This is a genomic window from Desulfovibrio sp. SGI.133 (assembly GCF_050313955.1).
In the GTDB taxonomy this organism is placed as follows: Bacteria; Desulfobacterota; Desulfovibrionia; order Desulfovibrionales; family Desulfovibrionaceae; genus Desulfovibrio.
In genome coordinates this window covers 71,281-97,050 of record NZ_JBNPMK010000010.1, presented here as the reverse complement: position 1 = coordinate 97,050, position 25,770 = coordinate 71,281, and the positions used below count along the sequence as shown (strand labels likewise).

Annotated in this window: 21 protein-coding genes and 2 pseudogenes; 16 read left to right on the top strand and 7 right to left on the bottom strand. The window is 61.9% G+C overall.

Features of this window, described 5'->3' with window-relative positions:
* Positions 1 to 662 precede the first annotated feature (662 nt).
* From ACQRBR_RS11405 to ACQRBR_RS11365, 9 genes are all read left to right on the top strand, one after another.
* On the top strand, positions 663 to 3,578 hold the full coding sequence (locus ACQRBR_RS11405) for an insulinase family protein (RefSeq protein WP_427813015.1): 2,916 nt from the start codon (positions 663 to 665) through the stop codon (positions 3,576 to 3,578).
* 543 nt (positions 3,579 to 4,121) lie between these two features.
* The gene (cbiR, locus tag ACQRBR_RS11400) at positions 4,122 to 4,928 is read left to right on the top strand and encodes a cobamide remodeling phosphodiesterase CbiR (protein WP_297139074.1); all 807 of its coding nucleotides are present in this window, start codon (positions 4,122 to 4,124) and stop codon (positions 4,926 to 4,928) included.
* A gap of 7 nt (positions 4,929 to 4,935) precedes the next feature.
* On the top strand, positions 4,936 to 6,015 hold the full coding sequence (locus ACQRBR_RS11395) for a DHH family phosphoesterase (protein WP_427813009.1): 1,080 nt from the start codon (positions 4,936 to 4,938) through the stop codon (positions 6,013 to 6,015).
* 485 nt (positions 6,016 to 6,500) lie between these two features.
* The gene (locus ACQRBR_RS11390; protein ID WP_006007824.1) at positions 6,501 to 7,298 is read left to right on the top strand and encodes a 2-amino-3,7-dideoxy-D-threo-hept-6-ulosonate synthase; all 798 of its coding nucleotides are present in this window, start codon (positions 6,501 to 6,503) and stop codon (positions 7,296 to 7,298) included.
* 1 nt (position 7,299) lies between these two features.
* Positions 7,300 to 8,283 (top strand): 3-dehydroquinate synthase II family protein, encoded by a 984-nt coding sequence (locus ACQRBR_RS11385; protein ID WP_427813008.1) that lies wholly within the window; start codon positions 7,300 to 7,302, stop codon positions 8,281 to 8,283.
* A gap of 1 nt (position 8,284) precedes the next feature.
* Positions 8,285 to 9,466, top strand: a complete 1,182-nt coding sequence (gene pheA / locus ACQRBR_RS11380; RefSeq protein ID WP_427813007.1) for a prephenate dehydratase — start codon at positions 8,285 to 8,287, stop codon at positions 9,464 to 9,466.
* Positions 9,459 to 10,829 (top strand): 3-phosphoshikimate 1-carboxyvinyltransferase, encoded by a 1,371-nt coding sequence (locus ACQRBR_RS11375; protein ID WP_427813006.1) that lies wholly within the window; start codon positions 9,459 to 9,461, stop codon positions 10,827 to 10,829. The genes pheA and ACQRBR_RS11375 overlap by 8 nt, the downstream gene beginning before the upstream one ends.
* Positions 10,826 to 11,653, top strand: coding sequence for a prephenate dehydrogenase/arogenate dehydrogenase family protein (locus tag ACQRBR_RS11370; RefSeq protein WP_427813005.1), 828 nt, complete (start codon positions 10,826 to 10,828; stop codon positions 11,651 to 11,653). The genes ACQRBR_RS11375 and ACQRBR_RS11370 overlap by 4 nt, the downstream gene beginning before the upstream one ends.
* 286 nt (positions 11,654 to 11,939) lie before the next feature.
* On the top strand, positions 11,940 to 12,443 hold the full coding sequence (locus ACQRBR_RS11365; protein WP_427813004.1) for an AbrB family transcriptional regulator: 504 nt from the start codon (positions 11,940 to 11,942) through the stop codon (positions 12,441 to 12,443).
* 218 nt (positions 12,444 to 12,661) lie between these two features.
* On the opposite strand, the gene ACQRBR_RS11360 is transcribed toward ACQRBR_RS11365, so the two are convergent.
* The 6 genes from ACQRBR_RS11360 to ACQRBR_RS11335 form a co-directional block, all read right to left on the bottom strand.
* Positions 12,662 to 13,546, bottom strand: coding sequence for a histidinol-phosphatase HisJ family protein (locus tag ACQRBR_RS11360; protein ID WP_427813003.1), 885 nt, complete (start codon positions 13,544 to 13,546; stop codon positions 12,662 to 12,664).
* A gap of 91 nt (positions 13,547 to 13,637) precedes the next feature.
* On the bottom strand, positions 13,638 to 15,449 hold the full coding sequence (locus tag ACQRBR_RS11355) for a UvrD-helicase domain-containing protein (protein ID WP_427813002.1): 1,812 nt from the start codon (positions 15,447 to 15,449) through the stop codon (positions 13,638 to 13,640).
* A 37-nt stretch (positions 15,450 to 15,486) separates the two neighbouring features.
* A complete protein-coding gene (locus ACQRBR_RS11350; protein WP_427813001.1) occupies positions 15,487 to 15,957 on the bottom strand; it encodes a hypothetical protein in 471 nt (156 codons plus the stop codon).
* A 218-nt stretch (positions 15,958 to 16,175) separates the two neighbouring features.
* Positions 16,176 to 17,087: a bifunctional riboflavin kinase/FAD synthetase gene (locus ACQRBR_RS11345; protein ID WP_427813000.1), complete on the bottom strand. Its 912-nt coding sequence runs from the start codon at positions 17,085 to 17,087 to the stop codon at positions 16,176 to 16,178.
* A gap of 14 nt (positions 17,088 to 17,101) precedes the next feature.
* Positions 17,102 to 17,569: a hypothetical protein gene (locus ACQRBR_RS11340; RefSeq protein WP_427812999.1), complete on the bottom strand. Its 468-nt coding sequence runs from the start codon at positions 17,567 to 17,569 to the stop codon at positions 17,102 to 17,104.
* Positions 17,566 to 19,284: a DEAD/DEAH box helicase gene (locus ACQRBR_RS11335; protein ID WP_321127127.1), complete on the bottom strand. Its 1,719-nt coding sequence runs from the start codon at positions 19,282 to 19,284 to the stop codon at positions 17,566 to 17,568. The genes ACQRBR_RS11340 and ACQRBR_RS11335 overlap by 4 nt, the downstream gene beginning before the upstream one ends.
* Before the next feature lie 491 nt (positions 19,285 to 19,775).
* Here ACQRBR_RS11335 and hisI point away from each other — a divergent pair, with 491 nt between their 5' ends.
* The 5 genes and pseudogenes from hisI (at position 19,776) to ACQRBR_RS11310 (ending at position 23,073) form a co-directional block, all read left to right on the top strand.
* Positions 19,776 to 20,168 carry a phosphoribosyl-AMP cyclohydrolase gene (hisI, locus tag ACQRBR_RS11330; RefSeq protein WP_303879439.1) on the top strand — a complete coding sequence of 131 codons (393 nt, stop codon included), beginning with the start codon at positions 19,776 to 19,778 and terminating at the stop codon, positions 20,166 to 20,168.
* Positions 20,169 to 20,282: 114 nt separating this feature from the next.
* Positions 20,283 to 21,176: an ATP phosphoribosyltransferase gene (gene hisG, locus ACQRBR_RS11325; protein ID WP_204626043.1), complete on the top strand. Its 894-nt coding sequence runs from the start codon at positions 20,283 to 20,285 to the stop codon at positions 21,174 to 21,176.
* A 381-nt stretch (positions 21,177 to 21,557) separates the two neighbouring features.
* On the top strand, positions 21,558 to 21,881 hold the full coding sequence (locus ACQRBR_RS11320) for a hypothetical protein (RefSeq protein WP_417035459.1): 324 nt from the start codon (positions 21,558 to 21,560) through the stop codon (positions 21,879 to 21,881).
* A gap of 99 nt (positions 21,882 to 21,980) precedes the next feature.
* Positions 21,981 to 22,733: pseudogene (locus ACQRBR_RS11315) on the top strand (IS5 family transposase).
* 19 nt (positions 22,734 to 22,752) lie between these two features.
* A complete protein-coding gene (locus ACQRBR_RS11310) occupies positions 22,753 to 23,073 on the top strand; it encodes an amidohydrolase family protein (RefSeq protein WP_303879466.1) in 321 nt (106 codons plus the stop codon).
* Between the two features lie 124 nt (positions 23,074 to 23,197).
* Here ACQRBR_RS11310 and ACQRBR_RS11305 read toward each other — a convergent pair whose 3' ends face one another.
* Entirely contained in the window at positions 23,198 to 23,524 is a 327-nt protein-coding gene (locus tag ACQRBR_RS11305) for a DMT family transporter (RefSeq protein WP_289616696.1), read from the bottom strand.
* 190 nt (positions 23,525 to 23,714) lie between these two features.
* Between ACQRBR_RS11305 and ACQRBR_RS11300 the strand changes: the two are divergent.
* Together ACQRBR_RS11300 and ACQRBR_RS11295 are read left to right on the top strand one after the other, a co-directional pair.
* Positions 23,715 to 24,467 (top strand): annotated as a pseudogene (locus tag ACQRBR_RS11300) (IS5 family transposase).
* 371 nt (positions 24,468 to 24,838) lie between these two features.
* Positions 24,839 to 25,603 carry a YkgJ family cysteine cluster protein gene (locus ACQRBR_RS11295; protein ID WP_168935822.1) on the top strand — a complete coding sequence of 255 codons (765 nt, stop codon included), beginning with the start codon at positions 24,839 to 24,841 and terminating at the stop codon, positions 25,601 to 25,603.
* Positions 25,604 to 25,770: the final 167 nt, after the last annotated feature.

The following is a 25,770-nucleotide window of genomic DNA, read 5'->3' as shown; positions in this document are numbered from 1 at the left end:
TTTTTCAGGAGGAAGGAGGTTGCTGTTTTCAGTCCCGGCCGGTCCTGGGGGGGGACAGGCCGACCGGGGAAGGAGGTCTTAGAAGAAGCGGAGGATGTTCGTTTCAGGTTCGAAGGAGGTCCGTCAGGCTGTCCACGCTACCGCGGTCTGTCGCGGGCCGAGGCAGCAAAGAGGCCATGCGGCTGCCGCGGTAGCGCGGACGGTAAGAAATTTGTGGTGTTCCATGACGGACCTCCATGAAGGAAGAAGATGGTATGGCATGTATATCTGTTCGGCGCTGTCCCCGTTAATGGTGGCGGACCGGAGGGCCCGTCCCGGACGATGCCGTTGTTGTACGGGATACAGCAATCGCCGTGCCAAAATATGTTTTTATAATAAAAACAATCTATTACAAAACAAGGCTTAAAAAAGGCGTTTTCCTTGCCCCGGCACCTGTACAGAAATTGAACACTTTTTCCCGCCATTCCGGCAGGTTGTAAAAAAATTGGACGCTTTGCCCCGCAGCAGGCGGCCCATGTGCTTTTTTTATACAGTCCGCGGCCGCCGTTCCGGCAAAGGGTCCTGCGCCGGGGCGCCAGCACGCTCTTTGCAAAGCGGCAGGCTCCATAGTATAGCCGAACCATATGAATCTTACCAACGAACCTTCCCTGAAAGGATCCCTCATGAACAGTCATGGTTTCGAACTCGTCACCGAGCGCCGCCTGCACGAAGTGGGCGGTACGGCCCGGCTCTGGAAACACGGCGTCACCGGCGCACAGCTGCTCTCCGTCAGCAATGCCGACGAGAACAAGTGCTTCGGCGTGAGCTTCCGCACCCCCCCCACGGACTCCACGGGCGTGGCCCACATCCTGGAGCATTCCGTGCTCTGCGGCTCGGACAAATATCCGGTCAAAGAACCCTTCGTGGAGCTGCTCAAGGGCTCGCTCCAGACCTTCCTCAACGCCTTCACCTTCCCGGACAAGACCTGCTACCCCGTGGCCAGCGCCAACCTGCAGGACTTCTACAACCTCATCGACGTCTACATCGACGCCGTCTTCCATCCCCGCATCAGCGAGGACATCTTCCGTCAGGAAGGCTGGCACGTGGAGGCCGAGGACACCAAGGGCCCCTGGACCTACAAGGGCGTGGTCTACAATGAGATGAAGGGCGCCTATTCCTCGCCCGATTCCGTGCTGGCCGAACAAAGCCAGCAGGCCATCTTCCCGGACATGCTCTACAGCCTGGACTCCGGCGGCAACCCGGAAGTCATCCCGGACCTGACCTACGAGGCCTTCCGCGATTTCCACAGCCGTTACTACCATCCCTCCAACGCGCGTTTCTTCTTCTGGGGCGATGACCCGGAAGAAAAGCGTCTGGAGATCGTGGCCGAGGCCCTGCAGGGCTATACCGCCCGTGCGGTGGACTCCGCCGTGCCCCTGCAGCCCCGCCGCGACACGCCCCGGCAGGTGGAAGTGCCCTACGCCGCCACCGACGGCCAGAAAACGGCCCTGTTCACGGTCAACTGGCTGCTGGGCGAACGTGGCGACGTGCATCAGGCCCTGCTCATGGAGATGCTGGAACACATCCTCGAAGGTCTGCCGGGCTCGCCCCTGCGCAAGGCCCTCATCAGCTCCGGCCTGGGCGAAGACACCACCGGCTGCGGCCTGGAGACCGACCTGCGCCAGATGTACTACTCCACCGGTCTCAAGGGCGTGGACCCGCGCAAGGTGCAGGACGCCGAGATGCTCATCTTCGAGACCCTCGCCGATCTTGCCGAGGACGGCATCGCCCCCGCTGCCGTGGAAGCCGCCGTCAACAGCGTGGAATTCGCCTACCGCGAGAACAATTCCGGTCGCTTCCCGCGCGGCCTCTCGGCCATGATCCAGGCTCTGTCCACCTGGCTCTATGACGGCGATCCGCTGGCTCCGCTGGCCTGGGAAGGCCCGCTGGCCGACATCAAGGCCCGTCTGGCCGCCGGGGAGAAGGTCTTCGAGAACGCCATCCGCGACCACTTCCTCAACAACGAACACCGCGCCACCGTGGTGCTGCTGCCGGACGCCCGTCTGGCCAAGGCCCGTGAGGACCGCGAGGCCGCCCGCCTGGCCGCCGTGTACGAAGCCTGCTCCGATGCCGAGCGGCAGGAGCTTGTGGAGGCCACCAGCCGTCTGCAGGCCGCCCAGTCCGCTCCGGACAGCCCCGAGGCCCTGGCCACCATCCCCAGCCTGGGCATGGATGCCCTGCCCCTGCGCAACACGCCCGTGCCCTGCGCGCGGGAGGCCCTGAGCGGCGGCCAGACCTGGCTGGCCCACGACCTGCCCACCAGCGGCATCGCCTATACGGCCCTGCTCCTGCCCCTGAACGCCGTCCCGGCCCGCCTGGAGCCCCTGCTGCCCCTCTTTGCCCGCAGCCTCACCGAAGTGGGCACCGCCCGCCGCGACTTCAGCGAACTGGGCGCGCGCATGGCCGCCAAGACCGGCGGTGTGGGCGCCGATCCCCTGCTGGCCACCACCCGCGGGGAACGCGGCCTGGTCAAATACCTGAGCGTGGCCGGCAAGGCCGTCTACGACAAGGTGCCCGACCTGTTCGACATCTTCCGCGAGATCCTGCTGGAGCCCCTGACCGACCGCGCCGTGCGTCTGGAGCGCCTGCGCCAGATGCTGCTGGAAGACAAGGCCCGTCTGGAACACGGCCTGGTGGCGGCCGGTCATTCGGCCGTGGGGTCCCGCCTGCGCGCCCACTTCACGCCCTCCGGCCTGCTGGCCGAGCGCCTGTCGGGCATCAGCCAGCTCATGGCCGTGCGCGAACACCTGCAGCGCCTGGACAGCGATCCCGACAGCCTGCTGGCCGATCTGGACGAGCTGCGCCGCCTCATCGTGGCCAGCCCCGACGTGCTGGTGGACTGCACGGCCGAGACCGCCGGTCTGGATGCCGTGCAGCGGCAGGCCGCCGACCTGCTGACCGCCCTGCCCGCCGGCCGTGACGCGGCCCTGGTCCTGCCGCCCTTCAGCGACGGTCTGCCCGCCGCCGAAGCCTTCCTGGCCCCTGCCCAGATCAACTATGTGGGCAAGGCGGCCAACCTCTACGACCTGGGCTACACCTACCACGGCTCGGCCAGCGTCATCCTGCGTTACATGCGCATGGGCTATCTGTGGGAACGCGTGCGCGTGCGCGGCGGTGCCTACGGCGCCTTCTGCATGCTGGACCGCATGGGCGGCACCCTGGTCTGCGCCTCTTACCGCGACCCCAACGTGGACGACACCCTGACCGCCTATGACCAGATGGCCGACTACCTGCGCTCCTTCCGTCCCGACAAGGAGCAGCTCACCAGCGCCATCGTGGGCGCCATCGGCGACCTGGACAGCTACCTGCTGCCCGACGCCCGCGGCGCGCAGGGCCTGGCCCGCCATCTGGCCGGGGACGACGAGGACGCCCGCCAGCAGATGCGTGACGAGATCCTCGGCACCACGGCGCAGCACTTCCGCGACTTCGCCGATGTGCTGGCCGAGGCCGCCGGCCACGGCGTGACCTGCGTACTGGGCGGTGCCCAGACCCGCGCCGCTGCCGAGGCCCACGGCTGGCAGACGCAGGAACTGCTGTAGTCCCGGCCCTGAGGCCTGGATGCGTACATAAACATCCGGGGGAAGCGGGAGAGCCTTTGCCGCGGCGAAGGTCTCCCCTTCCCCTTTCCCGTTCCTCTCGCCAGAACTCACCGGCCGGGGACCTCCATCAAGGCGGGCACGGCAGGAGCGCGGCCTCTCCGGCATCCCGGCCCGCAGGGACAAGGGCCGGTACGCCCTTCCCGGTCCATGCCGCCGTGAACGGGGCCGGGCGGGCCTTTGACGGCAGGACATCAATGTGACACGGGAGACCGTCAGCTCTCCCGCCCGTACCGGCAGCGATGCCTGGTATTGCCTTTTCCCTCTGGAATACCTACCTTTTCAGGAAACCGTCAGGCAGGGCCCCGCACGGGCTTTGCTGCCCGGATGTCGTCTTGCCGCACTGCAGCCGACCTGCTGCCGGTCCGGGATGCCTTCGATCTTCCGCATCCCCGGACGCCATGGCTTCAGGCAACGCTCATCCCTGCCCGTATCCGGGAACCCTTCCCCCAAGGCGTTCCCCTTCCCTGCTCCCAAGGAGGCTCCATGAAGCAGACCCCCGGCCCCGTCATCGGCGCTCCTTCTTTTGTCATGCCCGCCAATGTGGCCGACAATGCCCGCTTTCTGGCCGGGCGCGTCGATGAAGTGGCCTTGTGCCTTTTTGAGGCCCGTTCCTGCCTGGCCTATGACGACGAAGACCTGCCCCCCGCGCTGGCGGACCTGCCCCTGAGCTGGCATGTCCACCTGCCCGTGGATCTGCCCTGGCCGCGAAAGAAGGACGCCGAAGCCGTGCGCGTGGCCGTGGAGCTGGCCCTGCGCGTCTTTGACCGGGTGGCCTGGCTCAAACCCTGGGGCGCCGTGCTCCATGCCCCCAAGGGCAGCCCCGTGCTGCAGCGTTTCATCCTGCGTCAGGCCGCCGCCTGCTGGCAGCGCCGCAGCAAGATCCCCCTGCTGCTGGAGAACACCGACATCTGCGACATCGCCGGCCTGGGACGCGGCTTTCCGGCCGATCACGGACTGGGCTTCTGTCTGGACGTCGGTCACCTCATGGGCTATGCTCAAAACGCACTTTGGGCATCCCCCCTGCCCGAGACAGCGGCCCTGGTCCACTGGAGCGCCCCCGGCACCCAGGACCAGCATCTGGCCCTGCACCGGTTCACGGCAGCCCAGCAGCATCTGGCACGGCAACTGGCCGGCCGTCTGCCCGGGAACTGCCGTCATCTGCTGGAGATCTTCCGCTGGCAGGGGGTGGAGGAATCCCTGCCCCTCCTGCGCGACCTGCTGGCCAGCCAGCCGGATACCGTGTCCCCCGGCTGCCCGCACGGCCCCAACAACGCCAAAACAGCGGAGTAAAGCGGTCATGACCAATCCCTATGTAGCGCAGATGCGACAGTGGCGGCAGACACTGACCAAGGATCAGCGCTGGGCCATCCTCATCTCGGCGGACCCGGACGCCCTGGCCTCGGCGCTGGCGCTCAAGCGCATCATGGCGCATCGTGTGCGCGGTGTGGACATCTTCCGCATCAACGAAGTCACCCGGCCCGACAACCTGGCCATGATCCGCTACCTGCGCATCCCGGCCAAGCTCTGGCAGCCCGAAAAGGCCGATCTCTACACCAATTTCGCCATGGTGGACTCCCAGCCCCACCACAACCCGGCGTTCCAGGGCATCAGCTTCGACCTCATCATCGACCACCATCCCCTCACGGCAGGCCAGCTGCCGCAGGTGCCCTTCTGCGACATCCGCCCCGGTTTCGGTGCCACCAGCACCATGATGACCCGCTACCTGCAGGGCCTGCGCATCAAGCCCGGGCCGCTGCTCTCCACGGCGCTGCTCTACGGCATCCGCACGGATACCGCCACCTTCGAGCGTTCCGGCGGCGAGGACGACCTGCGCGCCTACCAGTGGCTTATCAAGCATGCCGACGCCACCCTGCTGCGCCGCATCATCCGCAGCGAGTACCTGCGCGCCTGGCTGCCCCTTTTCTCCCGCGCCTTCCGCTCCCTGCGCGACTGCCGGGGCGGGGCCATGGTCTGGCTCAACGAGGTGGACAGCGCCGACCTGCTGGTGGCCGTGGCCGACTTCTTCACCCGTGTGCACGGCCTCAAGTGGATCGCCGTCTGCGGCGTGGTGGAAAAGACCGTGGTGGTCATTTTCCGCGGTGACGGCAGCCGCGACATCGGCCGTCTGGCCGACGCCTGCTTCTACGACGTGGGCTCCGCCGGCGGCCACCGCAACCTGGGCCGCGCGGAATTCCCCCTTGCCGCCATCCCGGCAGGTACCAAGCCCGCGGAATTCATCTTCCAGCGCCTGCACAGCCGCAAGCTGCGCCCGGTCACGGCCAGCGCCGCGCCCCTGGCCGAAAACGCCGGGCAGCAGGCCGTGCACAGCGAAAAGCTGGAACCCGCTCCCGTCCAGGCCCTGGCCCACGGGGCGTAAGACACACGACAGACAGGCAAAAAGGGCAGGTGACGTACCGCGTCAGCTGCCCTTTTTTTGTGCGATAGTGGTGCCTCCGCAGGGAGCGGCGTACCGCCGCTGCGGGCGCTGCGGTGTTTACCTATACGGGCAATCGATTTTTTAATTTAATAAAAACAATAAGATATAAAAACATCTCCCGCTATTTTCCGGCGGGAGGCATTTTTTTCACGAGCGACTCTTGACAAGCCCCGGGCTGCGGCGTAGCGTTCGTGGAAACTGTTGGAGTTTTGAAGATGTCCCGTTTCGTTCCTGCCACCTCCTGCTACGCTGCTACCGGCTTTTGCTTTAGCTGGTTTTATTTTGCGTACTTTAGCGGAGCCTGTGGTCAGGAGCTTTGCTGACATCTTCTGTCAGAGAGTTTCGGGGCCGCAGGCATATAGCCGGCGGCCCTTTTTTTGTATCCAGCGCCGCCGGAACGGCTCCATTCCACAAGGAGAGATCCCATGTACCTTGGCAAACAGGTTCGTCTGGAACGCATCATCAATCGTGAAACCGGCCGCACTATCATCGTTCCCATGGACCACGGCGTGACCATCGGTGCCGTCGACGGCCTCATCGACATGCGCGAGACCGTCAACGACATGGCCGTGGGCGGCGCTGACGCCGTGCTCATGCACAAGGGCCTGGTCCGCTGCTCGCACCGCAACGCCGGCAAGGACGTGGGCCTTATCGTCCACCTGTCCGCCTCCACCATGCTCTCTCCCCAGGGCAACACCAAGACCCTGGTGGGCACCGTGGAAGAAGGCATCAAGCACGGCGCCGACTGCGTCTCCGTGCATGTGAACCTGGGCGATCCCAACGAGCGCCTGATGCTGGCCGACCTGGGCCGCGTGGCCGCCGCCTGTGACGACTGGCACATGCCCCTGCTGGCCATGATGTACGCCCGCGGCCCGGCCATCAAGAACGGCTTCGCTCCCGACGTGGTGGCCCACTGTGCCCGCGTGGGCGTGGAACTGGGCGCGGACATCGTCAAGGTGCCCTACACCGGCGACATGGAAAGCTTCTCCGACGTGGTCTCCTCCTGCTGCGTGCCCGTGGTCATCGCCGGCGGCGAACGCATGGAATCCACCCGCGACGTGCTCCAGATGGTGCATGACGCCATCAAGGCCGGCGGCGCGGGCATCTCCATGGGCCGCAACGTGTTCCAGCATCCCAACCGCATCCAGCTCGTGCGTGCCCTGCGTGCCATCGTGCATGAGAACGCCACGGTGGAAGAAGCCCTGGCCATCGTGGGAGAATAGCATGGCCCGCATCTACTACCGTTGCGAACCGTTCAGCAAGGTCGATGTGACCCTGGCCCTGGAATCCGGTGTGGACGGGGTCATCGTGCCCCGCGCCCAGGTGGAGAAGGTGGCTGCCCTTTCCCGCTGCACCGTCTGGGCCTGCGAGGACGTGGCCAGCGTGCCGCTGAACGTCAAGGCCGACGAGGAGGCCCTGGTGGCCCGCCTCAAGGCCGGTGAGACCGCCTGCCTGGCCCGCGGCTGGGAGATCATCCCCGTGGAGAACCTGCTGGCCCAGGCCGACAATGTGCTGGCCGAGGCGGGCAGCCTGGAAGAAGCCCGTCTGGCCGCCGGCATCCTGGAACGCGGCGTGGACGGCATCGTGGTCCTGCCCGAGGCCCTGGCCGAGCTCAAGGCCATCGTGGCCCAGTGCAAGATCTCGCAGGGACGCGAGGAATTGCAGAAAGCCGTCATCACCCGCGTGGAACCCGTGGGCCTGGGGCACCGCGTCTGCGCCGACACCCTTTCCCTGCTCAAGCGCGGCCAGGGCATGCTGGTGGGCAATTCCAGCGCCTTCACCTTCCTTGTCCATGCCGAGACCGAACACAACGAATATGTGGCCGCCCGTCCCTTCAGGGTCAATGCCGGGGCCGTGCATGCCTATGCCCGCCTGCCCCACGACAAGACCTGCTACCTGGGCGAGCTGGCCGCAGGACAGGAAGTGCTCATCGTGGGCGCCGACGGCCAGACCAGCGTGGCCACGGTGGGCCGGGTCAAGATCGAAGTGCGCCCCATGCTGCTGGTGGAAGCCGAGGCCGAGACCCCCGAAGGCCCCAAGCGCGGCGCCGTGTTCCTGCAGAACGCCGAGACCATCCGCCTGACCGCCCCTGACGGCACGCCCCTGAGCGTGGTCAGCCTCAAGCCCGGCGATACGGTGCTCTGCCGTCTGGATCAGGCAGGCCGCCACTTCGGCATGCGCATCCAGGAAGAGATCCGCGAGGTGTAGCATGGCCGACGCACATTCCCCCTCCGACGCCCCCCAGCGCCTGACCGCCATCCGCGGCGAGATCGACAGCGTGGACCAGGAACTGCTGGCCCTGTTCAACCGCCGCGCCGCCCTGAGCCTGGAAGTGGGCCGCATCAAGGCCGGTGACCCCGGCATCGTGTTCAAGCCCCTGCGCGAGCGCGAAGTGCTGGACGGCCTGGCCCGCAAGAACGACGGCCCCCTGCCCGAAGAGCACCTGCGTGCCATCTGGCGCGAGATCTTCTCCTCGTCGCGCGCCCTGCAGCGCCCGCAGAACGTGGCTTATCTGGGCCCGGAAGGCACCTTCTCCTATTTTGCCGGCGTGGAATATCTGGGCCATGCCGCCAGCTTCCACCCCTGCAACGACCTGCCGCAGGTCTTCGCCGACGTGCACTCCGGCCGCTGTGAGCTGGGCGTGGTGCCGCTGGAAAATTCCCTGCAGGGCACCGTGGGCGTCAGCTTCGACCTGTTCCTCAAGTATGACGTGCATATCCAGGCCGAGCTCTTCTCGCCCATCTCGCACTGTCTGCTGAGCCATGCCGCCAGCCTGGCCGAGATCACCACGGTCTACTCGCACCCCCAGCCCCTGGCCCAGTGCGGCGGCTGGCTGCGCAGCCACCTGCCCCAGGCCGGTCTCATCCCCGTGGAGTCCACCGCCGCCGCGGCCCGCATGGCCGCCGCCAATCCGCAGTCCGCGGCCATCGGCAACGGCAAGCTGGCCGACATGACCGGCCTTTCCATCCTGGCCCGCCGCATCGAGGACGAGCCCGGCAACTGGACGCGCTTCGTCATCATCGGCCCCAAGCCCGTGGGACAGCTGGACAAGCTGCCGCGCACCGCTCCCGTGCCCGGCCATACCGGCGCGGACAAGACCTCCATGCTCTTCACCCTGCCGGACAAGTCCGGTGCGCTCTCCTGCGTGCTTTCCCTGCTGGCCGAGCACAAGATCAATATGCGCAAGCTGGAGTCCCGCCCCCTGCGCGGCCAGTGCTGGAAGTACGTCTTCTTCACGGACGTGGAATGCGACCTGACCGCCCCCCAGTATGCTGACCTGCTCCAGAAGCTGGCCGAGACCTGCACCAGCTTCCGCATCCTGGGCAGCTACGCCACCGGCCCGCAGCTGGACCGCATCGGCCTGGACGACGTGGAGGACAACCATGCCTAGTCCCGATACCGCCTGCGTGCGGGCCCCGGCCTCCAAATCCATCTCGCACCGCTACTGCATCGGCGCGGCCCTGGCCCACGGCACGTCCGAGCTGCACCACGTGCTGGACAGCCGTGACCTGGAATGCACCCGCGCCATCCTTTGCGCCGCCGGAGCCCGTATGGAAGCCCTGCCCGATGAGGAAGGCGGCTGGCGTGTCACCGGCATGGACGGCCGTCCCCGGGGCGGCACGGACACGCCCCTGAGCTGCGACGTGCACGAATCCGGCACCACCTGCCGCCTGCTGACCGCCGTGCTGGCTGCCGGTCACGGCCTGTTCCGCATCCACGGTGCGCCGCGCATGCACGAGCGGCCCATCGACGAGCTGACCCGCGCCCTGGAGGCCCTGGGGACGGATGTGCGCTTCGAGCAGCGTCCCGACTGCCCGCCCCTGCTGCTGCGGGCTGCGGGCCTCGATCCCGCCCGCAACGGCGGCCGCGTGCGCCTGGGCATGGATGCCTCCAGCCAGTATTTCTCCGGCCTGCTGCTGGCAGCGCCGCTGGCTCCGGCTCCCCTCTGTGTGGAACTGGGCGGACAAAAGGCCGTGTCCTGGCCCTATGTGGGCCTGACCCTGCATTGTCTGGAAGATTTCGGCATCCGCTTCAGCGTGGAGACCCGCGAGCCCGACGGTCCGTGGCAGACCCTGCCCGACGGCGGCTGGCGCGCCCTGCGCACCGCCCGTCCCGACGGACTGCGCATCACCGTGCAGCCCGGCACCTACCGTGCGGGCAGCTATCAGGTGGAAGGCGACTGGTCCGGGGCCTCCTACCTGCTGGCCGCCGGTGCCCTGGGCAGCCGCCCCGTGCGTGTGGACGGCCTGAGGGCCGATTCCCTGCAGGGCGACCGCGCCATGCTGGACATCCTGCGCGCCATGGGCGCCCGGGCCGAGGTGGAGGGCACGTCCATCACCGTGCATCCTTCGTCCCTGCACGGCGTGGACGTGGACATGGGCCACTGCCCTGATCTGGTGCCCACGGTGGCCGTGCTGGCCGCCTTTGCCCAGGGGCCCACCCGGGTGCGCAACGTGGCCCATCTGCGTATCAAGGAATCCGACCGCATCACCGCCCCGGCCACCGAGCTGGCCCGGCTGGGCGTGCGTGTGGACGAGCATGACGACGGCCTGACCGTCCACGGTCTGGGTCCCGAGGGCCCGGTCTGGGACGAAGCCGCGCGCTTCTCGGCCCACAACGACCACCGCATCGCCATGTCCCTGGCCCTGCTGGGCCTGCCCCACGGCAAACGCATGGACGCCCTGCTGGACGATCCGCTAGTGGTGCGCAAGTCCTTCCCCACCTTCTGGAAGGTCTGGGAGCGGCTGCTGTGAGCCCGGACACGACGACGCCCAGGGCGGACGAAGACGGAACCGGCCCCGTGCCCGCGAAAGCCGCGGTCTCCCTGCGGGGACGCGCCGTGCTCGTCGTGGGCTGCCGGGGCCGCATGGGCGCCATGCTCTGCCGCCGCGGTAAGGCTGCCGGTCTGGACATACGGGGCGTGGACGTGCCCCTGACGGACGCGGTACTGGCCCCGGCCTGTAAGGATACGTCCCTTGTGCTGCTTTGCGTGCCCGCGGCCGTCTTTGCCGACGTGGCCGCTACGGTCTGCGCCCATCTGCCCACCACGGCCATCCTGGCCGACATCACGTCGGTGAAGGTGCGTCCCCTGCAGCAGATGGAAGCCATCTGGCCCGGTCCGGTGGTAGGCACGCACCCGCTCTTCGGCCCGGCCACGCCCGACGAGGACGGCCTGCCAGTGACCGTTACGCCCGGCCGCACGGCCCGCGCGGAGGACACGGCCCTGGTGGAAGCCTTTTTCCGGGCCCTGGGGTGCAGCACTTTCCGGGCCACGGCCGACGAGCACGACCGCGCCATGGCCCGCGTCCAGAACATGAACTTCATCACCAACCTGGCCTACTTTGCCCTGCTGGCAGGGCAGGAAGACCTGTTGCCCTATATCACCCCCTCCTTCCGCCGCCGCCTGCACGCGGCAGAGAAGATGCTCACCGAGGACGGCACCATGTTCACCGGCCTCTTCGAGGCCAATCCGTACAGCCACGAGGCCGTGCGCCAGTATCGCAAGATGCTCAACGTGGCCGCTGCCGGTGATATCGAACTGCTCTGCCGCCGCGCGCAGTGGTGGTGGAAAAAATGACAGCGGGGAAGGAAGCGCCCTGGACAAGCGCTTTCCTTCCCCTTTTTCCTGCTTCGTCCGGCAGCCGTCTCCGCCAGCAGTACTGACCGTCCGCGTCCGTCACGGGCGGACGATTCCCCCACCTTCCCACGGCTCCCCTGCTCCGGCGTCCCGCTCCCCGTACCCACCGCACGGCGGCAGCCATGCGCTTTCCGGCAACCCCGAAAAATCGTTGCTCGCGCAACCTTGACCGCCACGACCCTGTTGCCGCATCATGGTCCCCTCCCTTGCAACCCATGGAGGACCCATGACCACCTTCTTGCTCCTTATCGCCTGCGGCATCGCGGGCGGCCTGCTGTTCTTCTTCCTGCATATCCCCGGCGGTGCCATGCTGGGGGCCGTGGTGGCCGTGCTGGCCGTCAAGATGCTGGGACATGTGGAAGCCGATACGCCCCGTCTGTTCCAGCTGGGGGCCCAGATCGCCATCGGCGTCATGGTCGGCAATATGATGACCGGCGGCACCCTGCTGGAGATACGCGCCATGGCGCCCCTGATGTTCGGCTCCACGGCCCTGCTCGTCGTGGCCGGTGCTTTGGGGGCCTGGTTCATCTGCCGCTCGGCCGGGCTGGATGCGGGCAGCGCCATTCTGGCCACCAGCCCCGGCGGGCTCCAGGCCGTGGTGGGCATGGCCTCCGACCTGGGCACCAACGCCCCCGCCGTGCTGGCCTTCCATCTGGTGCGCCTGTACACCGTATTGCTGCTGGCGCCGCTCCTGGGCTGGCTGCTGCACCGCCTGCTGCCGCACAGCTGATACCGGCCATAAAAAAAACGGCTCGGGAGGGAGCGTCCTCTCTTGGGCCGGACATCGACAGTCCTGCGGCAACGGCGGCGCATCTCAGCCAAACAGCGCAGGCATCCCTCGCAGTGCCCTGCCGGATGGTATGAAAAAAGCTCCGGCGCTGCCGGAGCCATGATGCCTCAGTATGCCCCCGTCCACATATCGTCCGGGGATCGGAAAACCTTTCGAAACTATAGCGAAAAACGCAATCGCGGCAGGGGGCCGTCCAGATAATCCAGGGCCTGCGCCAGCACGGCGGGCCGGGTGGCGATGTCGTCCGGCCGCAGGGGCAGAGTATCGAAACGGAAGCCGTAGGCACGCGCGTAGCGGGCCACGTCAGCGAGCCCGGCACCCACGTCGGCCTTGTCGTGGGCATCGGAGGCCAGGCAGATGTCCACACCGAAGTCGGCGGCCAGCCCCATGATGGCCGGGCAGGGATAGGGCTCGGCAAAGGGCTGGCGCAACCCGGCCGACGAGACCTCCATGATGACCCCGTTATCGGCCATGGCCTGCACGGCACGGGCCACCAGATCCAGGCTGCCCTCTTCGCGCAGCCACTCATGGAACAGGCCGTAGGAGGCCCGCTTGATGAAGTCGGGATGCGAGGCCACGTTCACCAGCCCGCTGGCCGCCATGCGCGCCATCTCTTCATAATATTCCCGGTAGCGGGCATAGGCGGCCTCCCGGCCGTCGGTCCAGGTGTTGGGACGCGCCACCGGGAAGAGCCCCACATAATGCAGGGAGCCGATCACATAGCTGAACGGCCAGCAGGAAAGGAAACGGCACATGTGCCTGGGATAGTCGGGCAGCCAGTCCAGTTCCACGCCCAGCAGGGGCAACGGTCGGTCTCCCCGCTCCAGCTCCCGCTGCCGCAAGGCCTGCACGTCCCGGACGAAGTCCCGGAAATTGCCGGGGAACGCCGCCACATACAGCTTACAGGCATATTCCTCCGGCAGGGGGGAATGCTCGCTCAGGCCGAAAAGATCCAGTCCGGCCGTGGCAGCGGCCTCGTACATCTCGGCGGCGCTGTGGTGTCCGTGGGACGTGTTGGTGTGGGTATGCAGGTCTGCCAGCATCGTGTTTCCTCCGGCGGACACCTTATGCCGGAGCGCGGCAGGACTCAAGGGGCAGAAAAAGGTGACCGCTCTTTTATGGGGAGCAAACACCTTAGCGAATCAGCGAAAAAACAGGCCAGCTTTTCCCAAATTCAGCCAGGCCGTCATCACAACACACGACTGTCATATAAGAACCTTTTTCATGACGGCGCAATCTTGTTATGCCTGTATAGAGCAAGGATATATTTTTTTCTGTCGATGAGATGATACATAATACGATAAATCTTGCTTCCCACCCTTTAAAACTATGGAGCGTCGTTGCTTTAACAGCGGATTTCCCCATACAGAAGCCCATTTTCTTTCGACGCTGATTTTGAGCATTTTCATCAAATGTATCTATAGTTTTTATATTTCGCTTACCAAGTTCACAAACAATATCACGACCGCATTCTACTGTTTCAGATAAAACAACTATATCAGGAATAGCCGCTTTGCTTTTTTCTCCGCAAGCCTTCATCATATCTTTGACAGCAATAAAACAGGCTTCTCCTCGTCTCTCAAGGGAGCTTTGAATCCAGCGCAGCTGACAAGGCCATATATCTGGAAGGGCATCTCTGTCATCGACTGGAAATTCAAACTGCTTTTCACTATAAAATCGACGAATAAAGTCCTGCGCTATTTTCAGTGCGTCAGGCGGCAGCCTATAACTGAATGGAAGTTTGACCCAATCACCACGAAATCCCATACCTTCCATAGCTTCATCAGTCCACGAGCTTGCCGTACCGTAAATATCCTGCGTCTGATCAGCAACAAGAAGCATTTCTCCATTCTGTTTGCAAGCCGCACGCAATACGGTCCACCAAAGAGGTTGAAAATCCTGTCCTTCATCAACAAGTATCGCATCATATTTACTAAATTCATTATTTTCTATCACCCTATAGGTCAAATCAGGAAGGATCTTATTGATTTTTTTATCGCTAGTTACAGACTCATCTCTCCATATATTCAAATATTCATTTGAATACCCATATTGATAGCAAACCAATCTGCACCACCTGTGAAAGTGTACAAACTCTATATTAAAAAGCCCATTTTTACCATCAAAACTACGAATAACCAAATCATGAATATAATTTAAAAGCGTTATATTAAATGTACAAATGAGAACTTTTTTCCCTTCCGCAGCCAGTATTGCCGCACGTTTTGCCAACACAACGGTTTTCCCGGATCCCGCAGCCCCCTTTATGCGGCGATAACCACTTTTTGTACGCGTAGAAGCCAGATCTTTTTGGATACGGCTTAGAGGTAAAGGAGTTCTCTGGATTCTGGAAAAATCAGGTTCCACGAGCCATGCACGCAAATCCTGTGCATATTCTTCTCGCATGATATACGAATGGGAACGATAACTTTCTGGAAAAATTTTTTGCAGATTTTTCGATGTTACTTCATCACATCCGCTAACCGTAAAATATTGATATTTCCTTTCTCCGTCATCTAAGTTATTGTAAAAATACTTTATAAGAAAATTTTTATCCAAATTTGGACAAATCACACCTGTCGTGATTACCGCCCATGCAGCATGAGAATTACCATAGGCTTCACCAAGACGCGGACAGTAAAGCTCGTATAATTCTCTTTTATATAATCTTATTTTATTTAATACATTTTGTGCAAATTTTATTTTTTCTTCAAGTCTGCTATTATCAGTCCATGAACACTCCTCTACTTCAAAGAGAGCAATACCAACGTTAGGATTAAGAAGGATAAAATCTGGTTGCACCCCATTCAAATGTGGATGTACATATATCTCCCAACCTCGTGGCAAAAATTTATTAAAAATATCCAATACAATTCTTTCTTCCACGCTTAGACGAGTCCCTAAATGCCCGAATATCGCATGTTGTGGGGAGACCTCATGCGTCATAGCAACCTCACAGTAATACAAAATTATTCAATAAAAATCATTTCCTTTTGCAATATTTCTCATATAATTCATCAAAATCTTCTAGTGGAATTAAATTTGGCATCAGTAAAGGATATATCAAAACACACCTGTCATATATCTCTCTTAATTCCACTTTCGCTTTTTCTATTCTCAAAAATTCATCCATATCCCCACTACTGGATTTTATTTCATCCTGATACTCTTCAAGTTCTTTTATATTTTTAAAGAATTCCTCTTTCAGCTGCCTACGTGATTCTTTTTCAATTTCTTCAACCTTATCTGTTCCAAGTATCTCTACAAAATATCCATTACGTCTAGACATCCGTTCATATAATTCGATATTTTTATAAGAAAATTTAACTATTAATTTCACATTATATTTTCTAAAAAATGCTTCTACTTTCCTAGCATACTTTCTCAAAATTATGATACAGACAAATATACATATAATAATTATAAACATACTAAAAAACACTTCATTTTTCATCGCTTTCTCCAATGCGTGTTATAAAATTATATTTTTTTAAAATAGGAAAACATATTTTTCAACGGATTATAACCGTATTAAAATCACGCAATTACATATATCAGACAAAAAAACGGCGCGTAACGATCTCTCGTTACACGCCGGTCTAGCTGGCATGAGGATACCGCCCCGCAGGGCAGCCCCGTCATTTCAGGTGCGTTATACCATCGCCGTCTGTTCTAAAAATACATGGTCAGCAAATCGCGGGCCCGGGCAACGTCGGTGCGGATCTGGGCTACCAGGGCATCGGCGGACTCGAAGCGCTTCTCGTCGCGCAAACGGGCCACGAAGTCCAAACGCAGCTCATTGCCGTAGAGGTTCAGGTCCGTATCCAGCAGGAAGCTCTCGATACTCAGGCCGTAGTCCCCGAAGGTGGGCTTGCGGCCGATGTTGGTCACGGCCTGCAGGGTCTTGCCCAGGTGCGGCACCACCACGCGGGTGGCGTAGACGCCCGGCGCGGGCAACATGGTGTCCGGGATGGCGATATTGGCCGTAGGGAAGCCCAGACCGGTGCCGCGGCCTTCGCCGTGCACCACCAGTCCCTCGCAGCCGTAGGCATGGCCCAGCAGGCTGGCGGCCGTGGCCACGTCGCCCTTGCCGATGAGCTCGCGCAGGCAGGTGGAGCTGACCACATGCCCGCCCACTTCCACCGGCGGCAGCTGGTCCACATCAAAGCCGTACTTCTCGCCCAGGGAGCGCAGCACGTCGGGCTGGCCGCTGCGACCGCGCCCCAGCGTGAAGTCATGGCCGATGACCAGATGTTTGAGCCGCAGCGGCAGCAGGTGCTGCCGGACGAACTCCTCGGGCGACAGCGCGGCCAGCTCGTGGGTGAAGGGCAGCTCCAGCACACGCAGATCGCCCAGGCCCTGCAGCAGGCGCATGCGGGCGGCCCGGCTGGTCAGGGGCTGATGCGGCTTACCGAAAAGCACGCGCGGATGCGGCCAGAAGGTGATGACCACGCAATCCAGGCCGAACTGCTGGCTGTAGGTCAGCGCACGGCGGATGAGGACCTGATGGCCCTGATGGACGCCGTCGAAATTGCCGATGGTGACGGCCGTGGCGCGGGGAGACGCGGAAGGGGAAGTATCCATGATGGTCCAGTTGCTCAGATAAGACGGTCGAAAATGGATTGATAGGTTTGCCGCACATGCAGCATCAGGCGCAGGGCCATGGCCTGTGCGCGGGCCTCGTCCTCGAAAAAGACAGCGGCCAGGAAACGGGACACGGGACGGAAGTCCGCATCGCCCCGCTCGGCCAGCACCTCCCAGTAGGCCGGGGCACGCTCCAGGGCCAGGGCAGAGATCTTGTCCGTATGGCTCTGCCCGAAGCTTTCCCGGAACTGCCGGAACATGGCCTCGGCATGCTCAGGGAAGGAGCGCTGCAGGGCCAGACGCCACAGGGCCATGCACAGGCCGCGCCACTCCGCCAGCAGACGGGCGCGACGCCGGAACTGCAAACGGCCGATACCGAGGATGTGCAGGGCCCGTCCCGCATCCAGATCGAGGAGCAGGACGGGAAAATTGTCCAGGGCCTCCTGTACCGCATCGGCACGGACGGCCATCAGACTGCTCATGCTTCTGCCTGACCTTCAGCCGCAGGCTTGCGACGACGGCGACGACGGCGACGCTTGGCCGTGCCCTCCCCTTCGGCAGGGGCGGGAGCATCCCCGCCATCCGCCGCGGGCGCGGCGTCCGCGACGGCCTCGGCGGCAGGAGCAGCGGCCTCGGCGCTCTTGTCCCCGCGATCACGGCGACGACGGGAGGAACGCTTGCGGCCCCGGCCCTCGCCGTCACCACGGCGGGAAGACTCGCTGCGGCCTTCGGGCAGCTGCTGCACATGGCCCAGGCTCTCCTGATAGGCGGCATCCACCAGCATGGCCAGCAGCAGGCCGTTCTCGTCGTCCTCGGCCTGGCTGGCCAGTTCGCGCACCAGCGGCGCATAACGGGCCACGCGCATCTTCTCCAGACCGGTCAGCTTGCGGAAACGGCTCTCCAGCAGGGTGGTCACGCGCGCACCGGCCACCACGGCCACGTCCTCGTCCGTGGGCGCGGGAATCTCGCGCAGGGCGATCTTGTAATGACGGGCGATGCGCTCCAGTTCCATGCGCTGCATGATGTCCACCAGCGAGATGACCGTACCGGCAGCCCCGGCACGGCCCGTACGGCCGGCACGGTGGATGTAGCTTTCGTGGTCTTCCGGGGGCTCGTAGAGAAAAACATGGGACAGGGCCGGGATGTCGATGCCGCGCGCGGCCACGTCCGTGGCCACCAGATACTGCAGGCTGCCCTGGCGGATCTTGTCCAGCACGGCTTCGCGCCGGGCCTGAGAAAGGTCGGCCGACAGCTCGTCGGCATTGTAACCGAAGCCCTGCAGCACGCCGGTGATGTAATGGACATTGGCCTTGGTGTTGCAAAAGATGATGGCCGATGCCGGATTCTCGGTCTCCAGCAGGCGCACCAGCACGCGGTCCTTGTCCATGGGGCGGCTCTGGCAGAACAGATGCTGCACTTCGGCCACATGCACTTCCTTCTGCGAAAGGGAAAGCATGGAAGGCTCGGTCAAAAATTCCCCGGCCAGCTTGAGCACATGCGGCGGATAGGTGGCCGAGAACATGCTGGTATGGATGCGGCGGCGCGGCAGGTAGCGCTGCACTTCCTTCATGTCGGGATAAAAGCCGATGGACAGCATGCGGTCGGCTTCGTCGAAGACCAGGGCGTCCAGATCGTCCAGCGAAAGGGTGCGGCGCAGCAGATGGTCCAGCACGCGCCCGGGCGTGCCCACCACCAGCTGGGCCCCGTCACGCAGGGCATCCATCTGCTTCTTGTAGCCCACGCCGCCATAGACGGCCACGGGACGGATGCCCGTGCCTTCGAACAGGGTGCGCGCCTCGTGTTCCACCTGCACGGCCAGCTCGCGGGTGGGCACCAGGATCAGGGCCTGGGCGGCGTGCAGTTCGGGATCCAGACGCGGCACCAGGGGCAGCAGGTAACAGCCGGTCTTGCCGCTGCCGGTACGGGACTGCACCATGATGTCGCGGCCTTCCAGCAGGTACGGCAGGGCCAGGGACTGCACGGGCATTAGGGACGTCCAGCCCGCACGGCCGCAGGCAGCGGCGATGGTCTCGGGCAGGGTCTCCAGCGTGGCGCGCGGCAGGGCGTTCTCGGGCTCGGCCACGGAAAAATTCTCAAGGGAAGCGCCGGGGGTGGAAAGTTCGGCCGCAGGGGCGGCCTGTTCCTGCGCGGCCTCTCCGGCGGAGGCGGGGCAGGTAGGATCGGTAATGTCGGACATGATGGCTCTCTGACGCATGGCGGCCGGGGGGATCCCGTCTGCCGCCGATGCGGATGGGTTATTCTTTTGATGTCGGAAACGCACTAAACTGCCACAAGCGGCGCCCATGCGCAAGGCGCCGCCGGGGCCCTCCCGCGACGGGTACGGGGGCGACCCGCAAAGGCCTTCACGATAGCGTCAGCCGGACAAAAGCGCCCCCTTTGCCGGGTGTAGGGGCAGGCCGCGTTGTTGAAAAGCCTGACCATCTTTCCGTCAGGCAGCGCCCGAAACGTTCCCCGTACGCAGGGGCGTCAAAAAGGCACGGGGCGCGGCTCTTGTCACCCCGGCGTCGCCAGTCTGTCACCGGCGGCGGGCAGGCTGTGAAAAAAGGCCGCCGGATGCGGGCGCCGCTTGCGTCCGGGCAAGAATGCGGCTAGCCTGAAAGGCCTCACCGGCGCACCCGCCGTACGAACAGGGGCACCGGAGCATGTTTTTTTGATTCGGAGGGAGCCATGGCGCAATTACAGCCGGATTTCGGTCCCGATTTTTCCAAGGGACTGGTCCCCGCCATCGCGCAGGACGCGGCCACGGGCGAAGTGCTCATGCTGGCCTATATGAATGAAGAAGCCTGGAAACGTACCCTGGAAACCGGCGAGGCCCATTACTGGAGCCGCAGCCGCAAGGAACTCTGGCACAAGGGCGGTACGTCCGGGAACGTACAGAAAGTGCTTTCCATCCGCCTGGACTGCGACAGCGACACCGTGCTGCTCAAGATCGAGCAGATCGGCGGCGCGGCCTGCCATACGGGACGGCGTTCCTGCTTCTACCGGGAATGGGACAACGGCGTGGTGCGCGAGTGCTCCCCCGTGGTCTTCGATCCCCAGAAGGTCTACGGCACCAAGTAGCCGGGACCGCACGATGCTTTCTTCGGGCCTTCGGGCCCGTCTCTGGGAAGGAGCCATGCGGCGCATGGCCCAAACAACACAGCAGCAGGCCTTTCGCCTGCCGGAGTAGACACGATGAGCGAAGAATCGCAGGCCATCCTTAAACTGGGCGTGCCCAAGGGCTCGCTGGAAGACGCCACCATCAACCTTTTCGAGCGCGCCGGCTGGAAGATCCGCAAGCATACGCGCAACTATTTCCCGGACATCAATGACCCCGAGATCACGGCCTCGCTGTGCCGCGTGCAGGAGATCGGCGGCTACATCGCCGCGGGCATCCTGGACGTGGGCATCACCGGTCTGGACTGGCTCACGGAAGGCGGTCATGAAGACAAGGTGGTGCATGTGGCGGATCTGGTCTACTCCAAGACGTCCAACCGCCCCTGCCGCTGGGTGCTGGCCGTGGCCGGTGACTCCCCCTACCAGTGCCCGCAGGACCTGGCCGGCAAGCGCATCGCCACCGAACTGGAAGGTCTGACCCGCAATTATTTCAAGCGCGTGGGCGTGGACGTGAACGTCTTCTATTCCTGGGGCGCTACGGAAGCCAAGGTCGTGGAAGGCCTGGCCGACGGTATCGTGGAAGTGACCGAGACCGGCACCACCATTCGGGCCCACGGCCTGCGCATCATCGACGAAGTGATGTGCTCCTACCCGGTCATCATCGCCAACAAGGAAGCCTGGGCCGACCCGCGCAAGCGCGCCAAGATCGACCAGCTGACCCTGCTCCTGCAGGGCGCCCTGCGCGCTGAAAGCCTGGTGGCCATCAAGATGAACGCGCCGGCCTCCAACCTGGACGCCATCCTCGAGATGCTGCCCTCCCTGAACTCGCCCACGGTCTCGCCCCTGCGCGACGAGGCCTGGCTCTCGGTGGAAACCGTGGTCAACATCGACGTGGTGCGCGACCTCATCCCCCGTCTGCGCGACGCCGGGGCCGAGGGCATCATCGAATACGCCCTGAACAAGGTCATCTAGCAGGGCCCATCTGAAAGAATGTCTGTGGGGGAGGGAACCCCTTATCTCTGCTGTCGATGCCCGTAGCTTCCTTCGTCGCAACGGGCACAGCCCTTGCGGTCCGCCTTCGGTCGCTTGCTTGCGGCAAAAAGGGGCCCCCTCCCCCACACCCCCTCCCTCCCCAAAACCCGCCATACGGGGCTGAGCTATCGGAAGGACTGTGCAGCGGCATCTCCTGCGGGAGAAGGTCGCTTTTTTCTTATTCGGGTAACGGGCATGACCATGTCGTCTTGTCCGGCGATTTTCGGCCCCTCTTTCAAAAGCCGGGCGCCCGGGCACAGGGACATCCGGCACAATGACAGTTTTGCTCTCCCCTACCGTATGCCTCCACGAGGTCCCGTCATGTATCGCCAGACCCTCCGCCTGCTGACCGTCCTCTGTCTCCTGGGCGCCGCCCCGGTCTTTACCGCACAGGTGTCCGCAGGCAGTGGCTCCCTCACGTCCACCGTCACCAGTGTGGCCGCCATGACCGGCCCGTCCCGGCAGCCTTCGTCCTCCGTCCGGCCTTCCCCCCGACCCGCCCAACGGCAATGGCAGGGCAATCCCGCACGCAAGGGCTACGACGACTTCCGCAACAAGCACCACCTGCGTCCCGAAGGCCAGCACCGCCTGCCCCGGCCCCGCATCCAGCGGGACGGCTCCTGGCGTCCGGGCCGTCACGACTGAGGACGTCCGGCGCAGGAAGCTCGCGCACGCCGCCTTAGGCTCAGGACTCATTATTTCCAACGACGTCAAAAAAGGATAAGTATGGATATGGAGGTTTCTATGTCCACTCTTTTTTACCTTTCTTCCGCTCAGATGGATGTCATTCGCCCTTTCTTTCCTCGTTCAAGAGGCATTCCCAGAAGGGACGATCAAAAAATTATCAGTGGAATTATCCATGTTCTCAAGTTCGGTCTCCGATGGAAGGATGCTCCAAAAGAATACGGCCCCTATAAAACTCTTTATAACCGTTTTGTCAGATGGAGTAACATGGGCGTCTTCAAAAAGATTTTTACGGCTCTTTCCGAAAGTACCCAGGACACCTCCCTTCTCATGATTGATGCTACCTGTCTGAAAGCTCACAGAACTGCCGCAAGTTTGAGAAAAAAAGGGCTTCCTCTCGCTGTATCGGACGCACAAAAGGAGGATTGAACACCAAATTACATGTAGTCTGCGACTTCGACGGACGTTCAATTCGGACATTGCTGACAGCCGGAAGCATCAGTGATTATGGCGGTGCGGCATGTCTCTTGCCAACTCTGCCTTCAACCCGAATACTTCTTGCTGACAGGGGCTATGATGCCGGATGGATTCGCAGTTTTTTGAAAAATCGAGGTTGCACTCCCTGCATTCCTTCTCGGAAAAATACAAGAGTCATGAGTATTACAACAAGAAACAATATCTCCAGCATCACAAGATAGAACACATGTTTTCCCGGTGAATGACTGGCGTCACATAGCCACGCGCTATGATCGCTGTGCTCACAGATTCCTTTCAGCAATTCACCTTGCGGCTATCGTTATTTTTTACCTTTAATGAGTCCTGAGCCTACAAGATGGCCGCCATTCTGGACAAGTTCCCGAAGCTCCGGGTTTGCGCCGCGCATCTGGGGGGCTTCCGGCAATGGAAGTACGCGCTGGACGTGCTGGCCGACCGCAACGTCTGGATGGACACGTCCTCCTGCATGCAGGAGATCGACGACGACACCCTGCGCGCCATCCTGCGGCGGCACCCGCGCGAAAGGCTGGTCTTCGGCACGGATTACCCCATCATGGACCCGCAGGACGAGATCGACGCCCTCCAGCGCCGCACCCGCTTCACGGACAGCGAGCTTGACGAGCTGCTCATGAACGGATCGACCATGCTTTTTGGCTGAGCCCGGCCCCTGCGCTTTCGTCCACGGGCGGTTGCGCGGGAGGGGCCCGGCCCCGTGCACGGCAAGGCCCCGTTTCCTGCCGGGAACGGGGCCTTGTTCTGCGCGCCTTGCGGAGAAGGGGGGATCAGTTCTGCGGGGCTGCGAGGCGGGCGCCGATGCAGCCCACGAGGATCAGCAGCATGAAGCCGGCCTGGGGCAGGGAGATGCGGTCTTGAAAGAAGAGCATGCCGCCCACGGCCACGCCGATGGAGCCGAGGCCGGTCCACAGCGCGTAGGACAGGCCGGCGGGCAGGAAGCGCATGGCGTAAGACAGCAGGCCCATGTTGAGGAAGCTCAGGACAATGGGGATGAGGGAGGCAACAAGGGGACGGGAGGTCGTGGGAGCCCATTTGAGGCTCAGGCCCCAGATAATTTCCGTGACGACTGCGGTGAACAAGGCAAGCCAGGGCATGGGGATACTCCTTGCGGCTTACGTGGTGAGCGCGGGCATGCGGAAGCCTGAAGATCATGCCCGCGTTCCTCCGCAAGGAGAGCGCATGCCGGCTTTCTACCATCCGGGGCATCCCGTGGCAAGTCCTAGGCTCAGGACTCATTATTTCCAATGACGTCAAAAAAGGATAAGTATGGATATGGAGGTTTCTATGTCCACTCTTTTTTACCTTTCTTCCGCTCAGATGGATGTCATTCGCCCTTTTTTTCCTCGTTCAAGAGGCATTCCCAGAAGGGACGATCAAAAAATTATCAGTGGAATTATCCATGTTCTCAAGTTCGGTCTCCGATGGAAGGATGCTCCAAAAGAATACGGCCCCTATAAAACTCTTTATAACCGTTTTGTCAGATGGAGTAACATGGGCGTCTTCGAAAAGATTTTTACGGCTCTTTCCGAAAGTACCCAGGACACATCCCTTCTCATGATTGATGCTACCTGTCTGAAAGCTCACAGAACTGCCGCAAGTTTGAGAAAAAAAGGGCTTCCTCTCGCTGTATCGGACGCACAAAAGGAGGATTGAACACCAAATTACATGTAGTCTGCGACTTCGACGGACGTCCGATTCGGACATTGCTGACAGCCGGAAGCATCAGTGATTATGGCGGTGCGGCATGTCTCTTGCCAACTCTGCCTTCAACCCGAATACTTCTTGCTGACAGGGGCTATGATGCCGGATGGATTCGCAGTTTTTTGAAAAATCGAGGTTGCACTCCCTGCATTCCTTCTCGGAAAAATACAAGAGTCATGAGTATTACAACAAGAAACAATATCTCCAGCATCACAAGATAGAACACATGTTTTCCCGGTGAATGACTGGCGTCACATAGCCATGCGCTATGATCGCTGTGCTCATACATTCCTTTCAGCAATTCACCTTGCGGCTATCGTTATTTTTTACCTTTAATGAGTCCTGAGCCTAGACCCGCGCTTCTCCACACGAGGCAGGGTACCGGCTCTCCAGGACGATCCCTGATCCCTCTCTGCGTACCTGACCTTCATCCCGCCTAGAATGCATGCTCCTCCCGCGAAGTCGGCAAAGACGAACCAGACAGTCCGGTACGGCAGCAGCCTGCCCTATGCCTGCCCTGCTGCAGCGGCATAAAGCCCAGTAAAAAGGGCCGCAGCCCCTTCCATCGCACCGCAGTCCTTCCTCTGGAACGAAAAAGTTTGCAGCAAACCCCGGAAGAGGATACAAGCAAGCAGGACGGCGCGCATTAGGGAAATTTTTCCCAAACACTGTCCTGCTCCCACAACCTTCCAACAAGAGAACGCATCATGGAAAAAGACGCCAGCCGCGAATTCATGGAAAACCTGCCCGAGCTGGAACCGGGCAAGACCTTCTGCTTTGCCTGCCATCCCGAAGTTCCCTGCTTCAACCGCTGCTGTGCGGAACTGACCCTGCCCCTGACCCCCTATGACGTGCTGCGCCTGCGCCGTCATATGAACAACATGCCCAGCGAGGCCTTCCTCAACGACTTCACCCGCATGCGCACCTTCCCCGACACGGGCTTCCCCCTGCCTCTGCTGCGCATGCTGGAAGGCCCCGGCGAACCCTGTCCCTTCGTGACGCCCGGCGGCTGCTCCGTGTACGAGAACCGCCCCGGCGCCTGCCGCTTCTACCCCCTGGGCCGCGGCACCAAGATGGGCCACGAGGGCGTGGACGAACGCTTCTTCCTGGTGCGTGAGCCCCACTGCCACGGCTTTGACGAAGGCAAGGAATGGACGGCCCAGACCTGGCTGGCCAGCCAGGAGCTGGACGAATACAATGCCGCCAATGACCGCTACATGCGCCTGATGGCCATGGTCAAGGCCACGGAAAAGCCGCTGGAACCGCGCATGGCCACCATGGTCATCCTTTGCCTCTACCAGCTGGACAAGTTCCGCGAACTCATCGAAAAGATGGGCATCTTCCGCCGCGTGGAGATCACCGAAGAGCGCCAGAAGGCCGTCATGGAATCCGACGAAGCCACGCTGGACTTTGCTCTGGACTGGCTGGAACTGGTCATCTTCGGACAGAGTGAAGGTTTGAACAAAAAGTAGCTTTTTTTTGCAACTGTAAAAAAAGCTGACATCTGACAGCCTGCTTTCCATCAGGGGAGCAGGCTGTTTTTGTTTTCCGTATCTCCTTTGGTTACGGCATGTTAGCTTGCGATTGGGATTTTTTGCACAAATGGCATGTTTTTTGCTGTTTTTGACGGCAAACATAC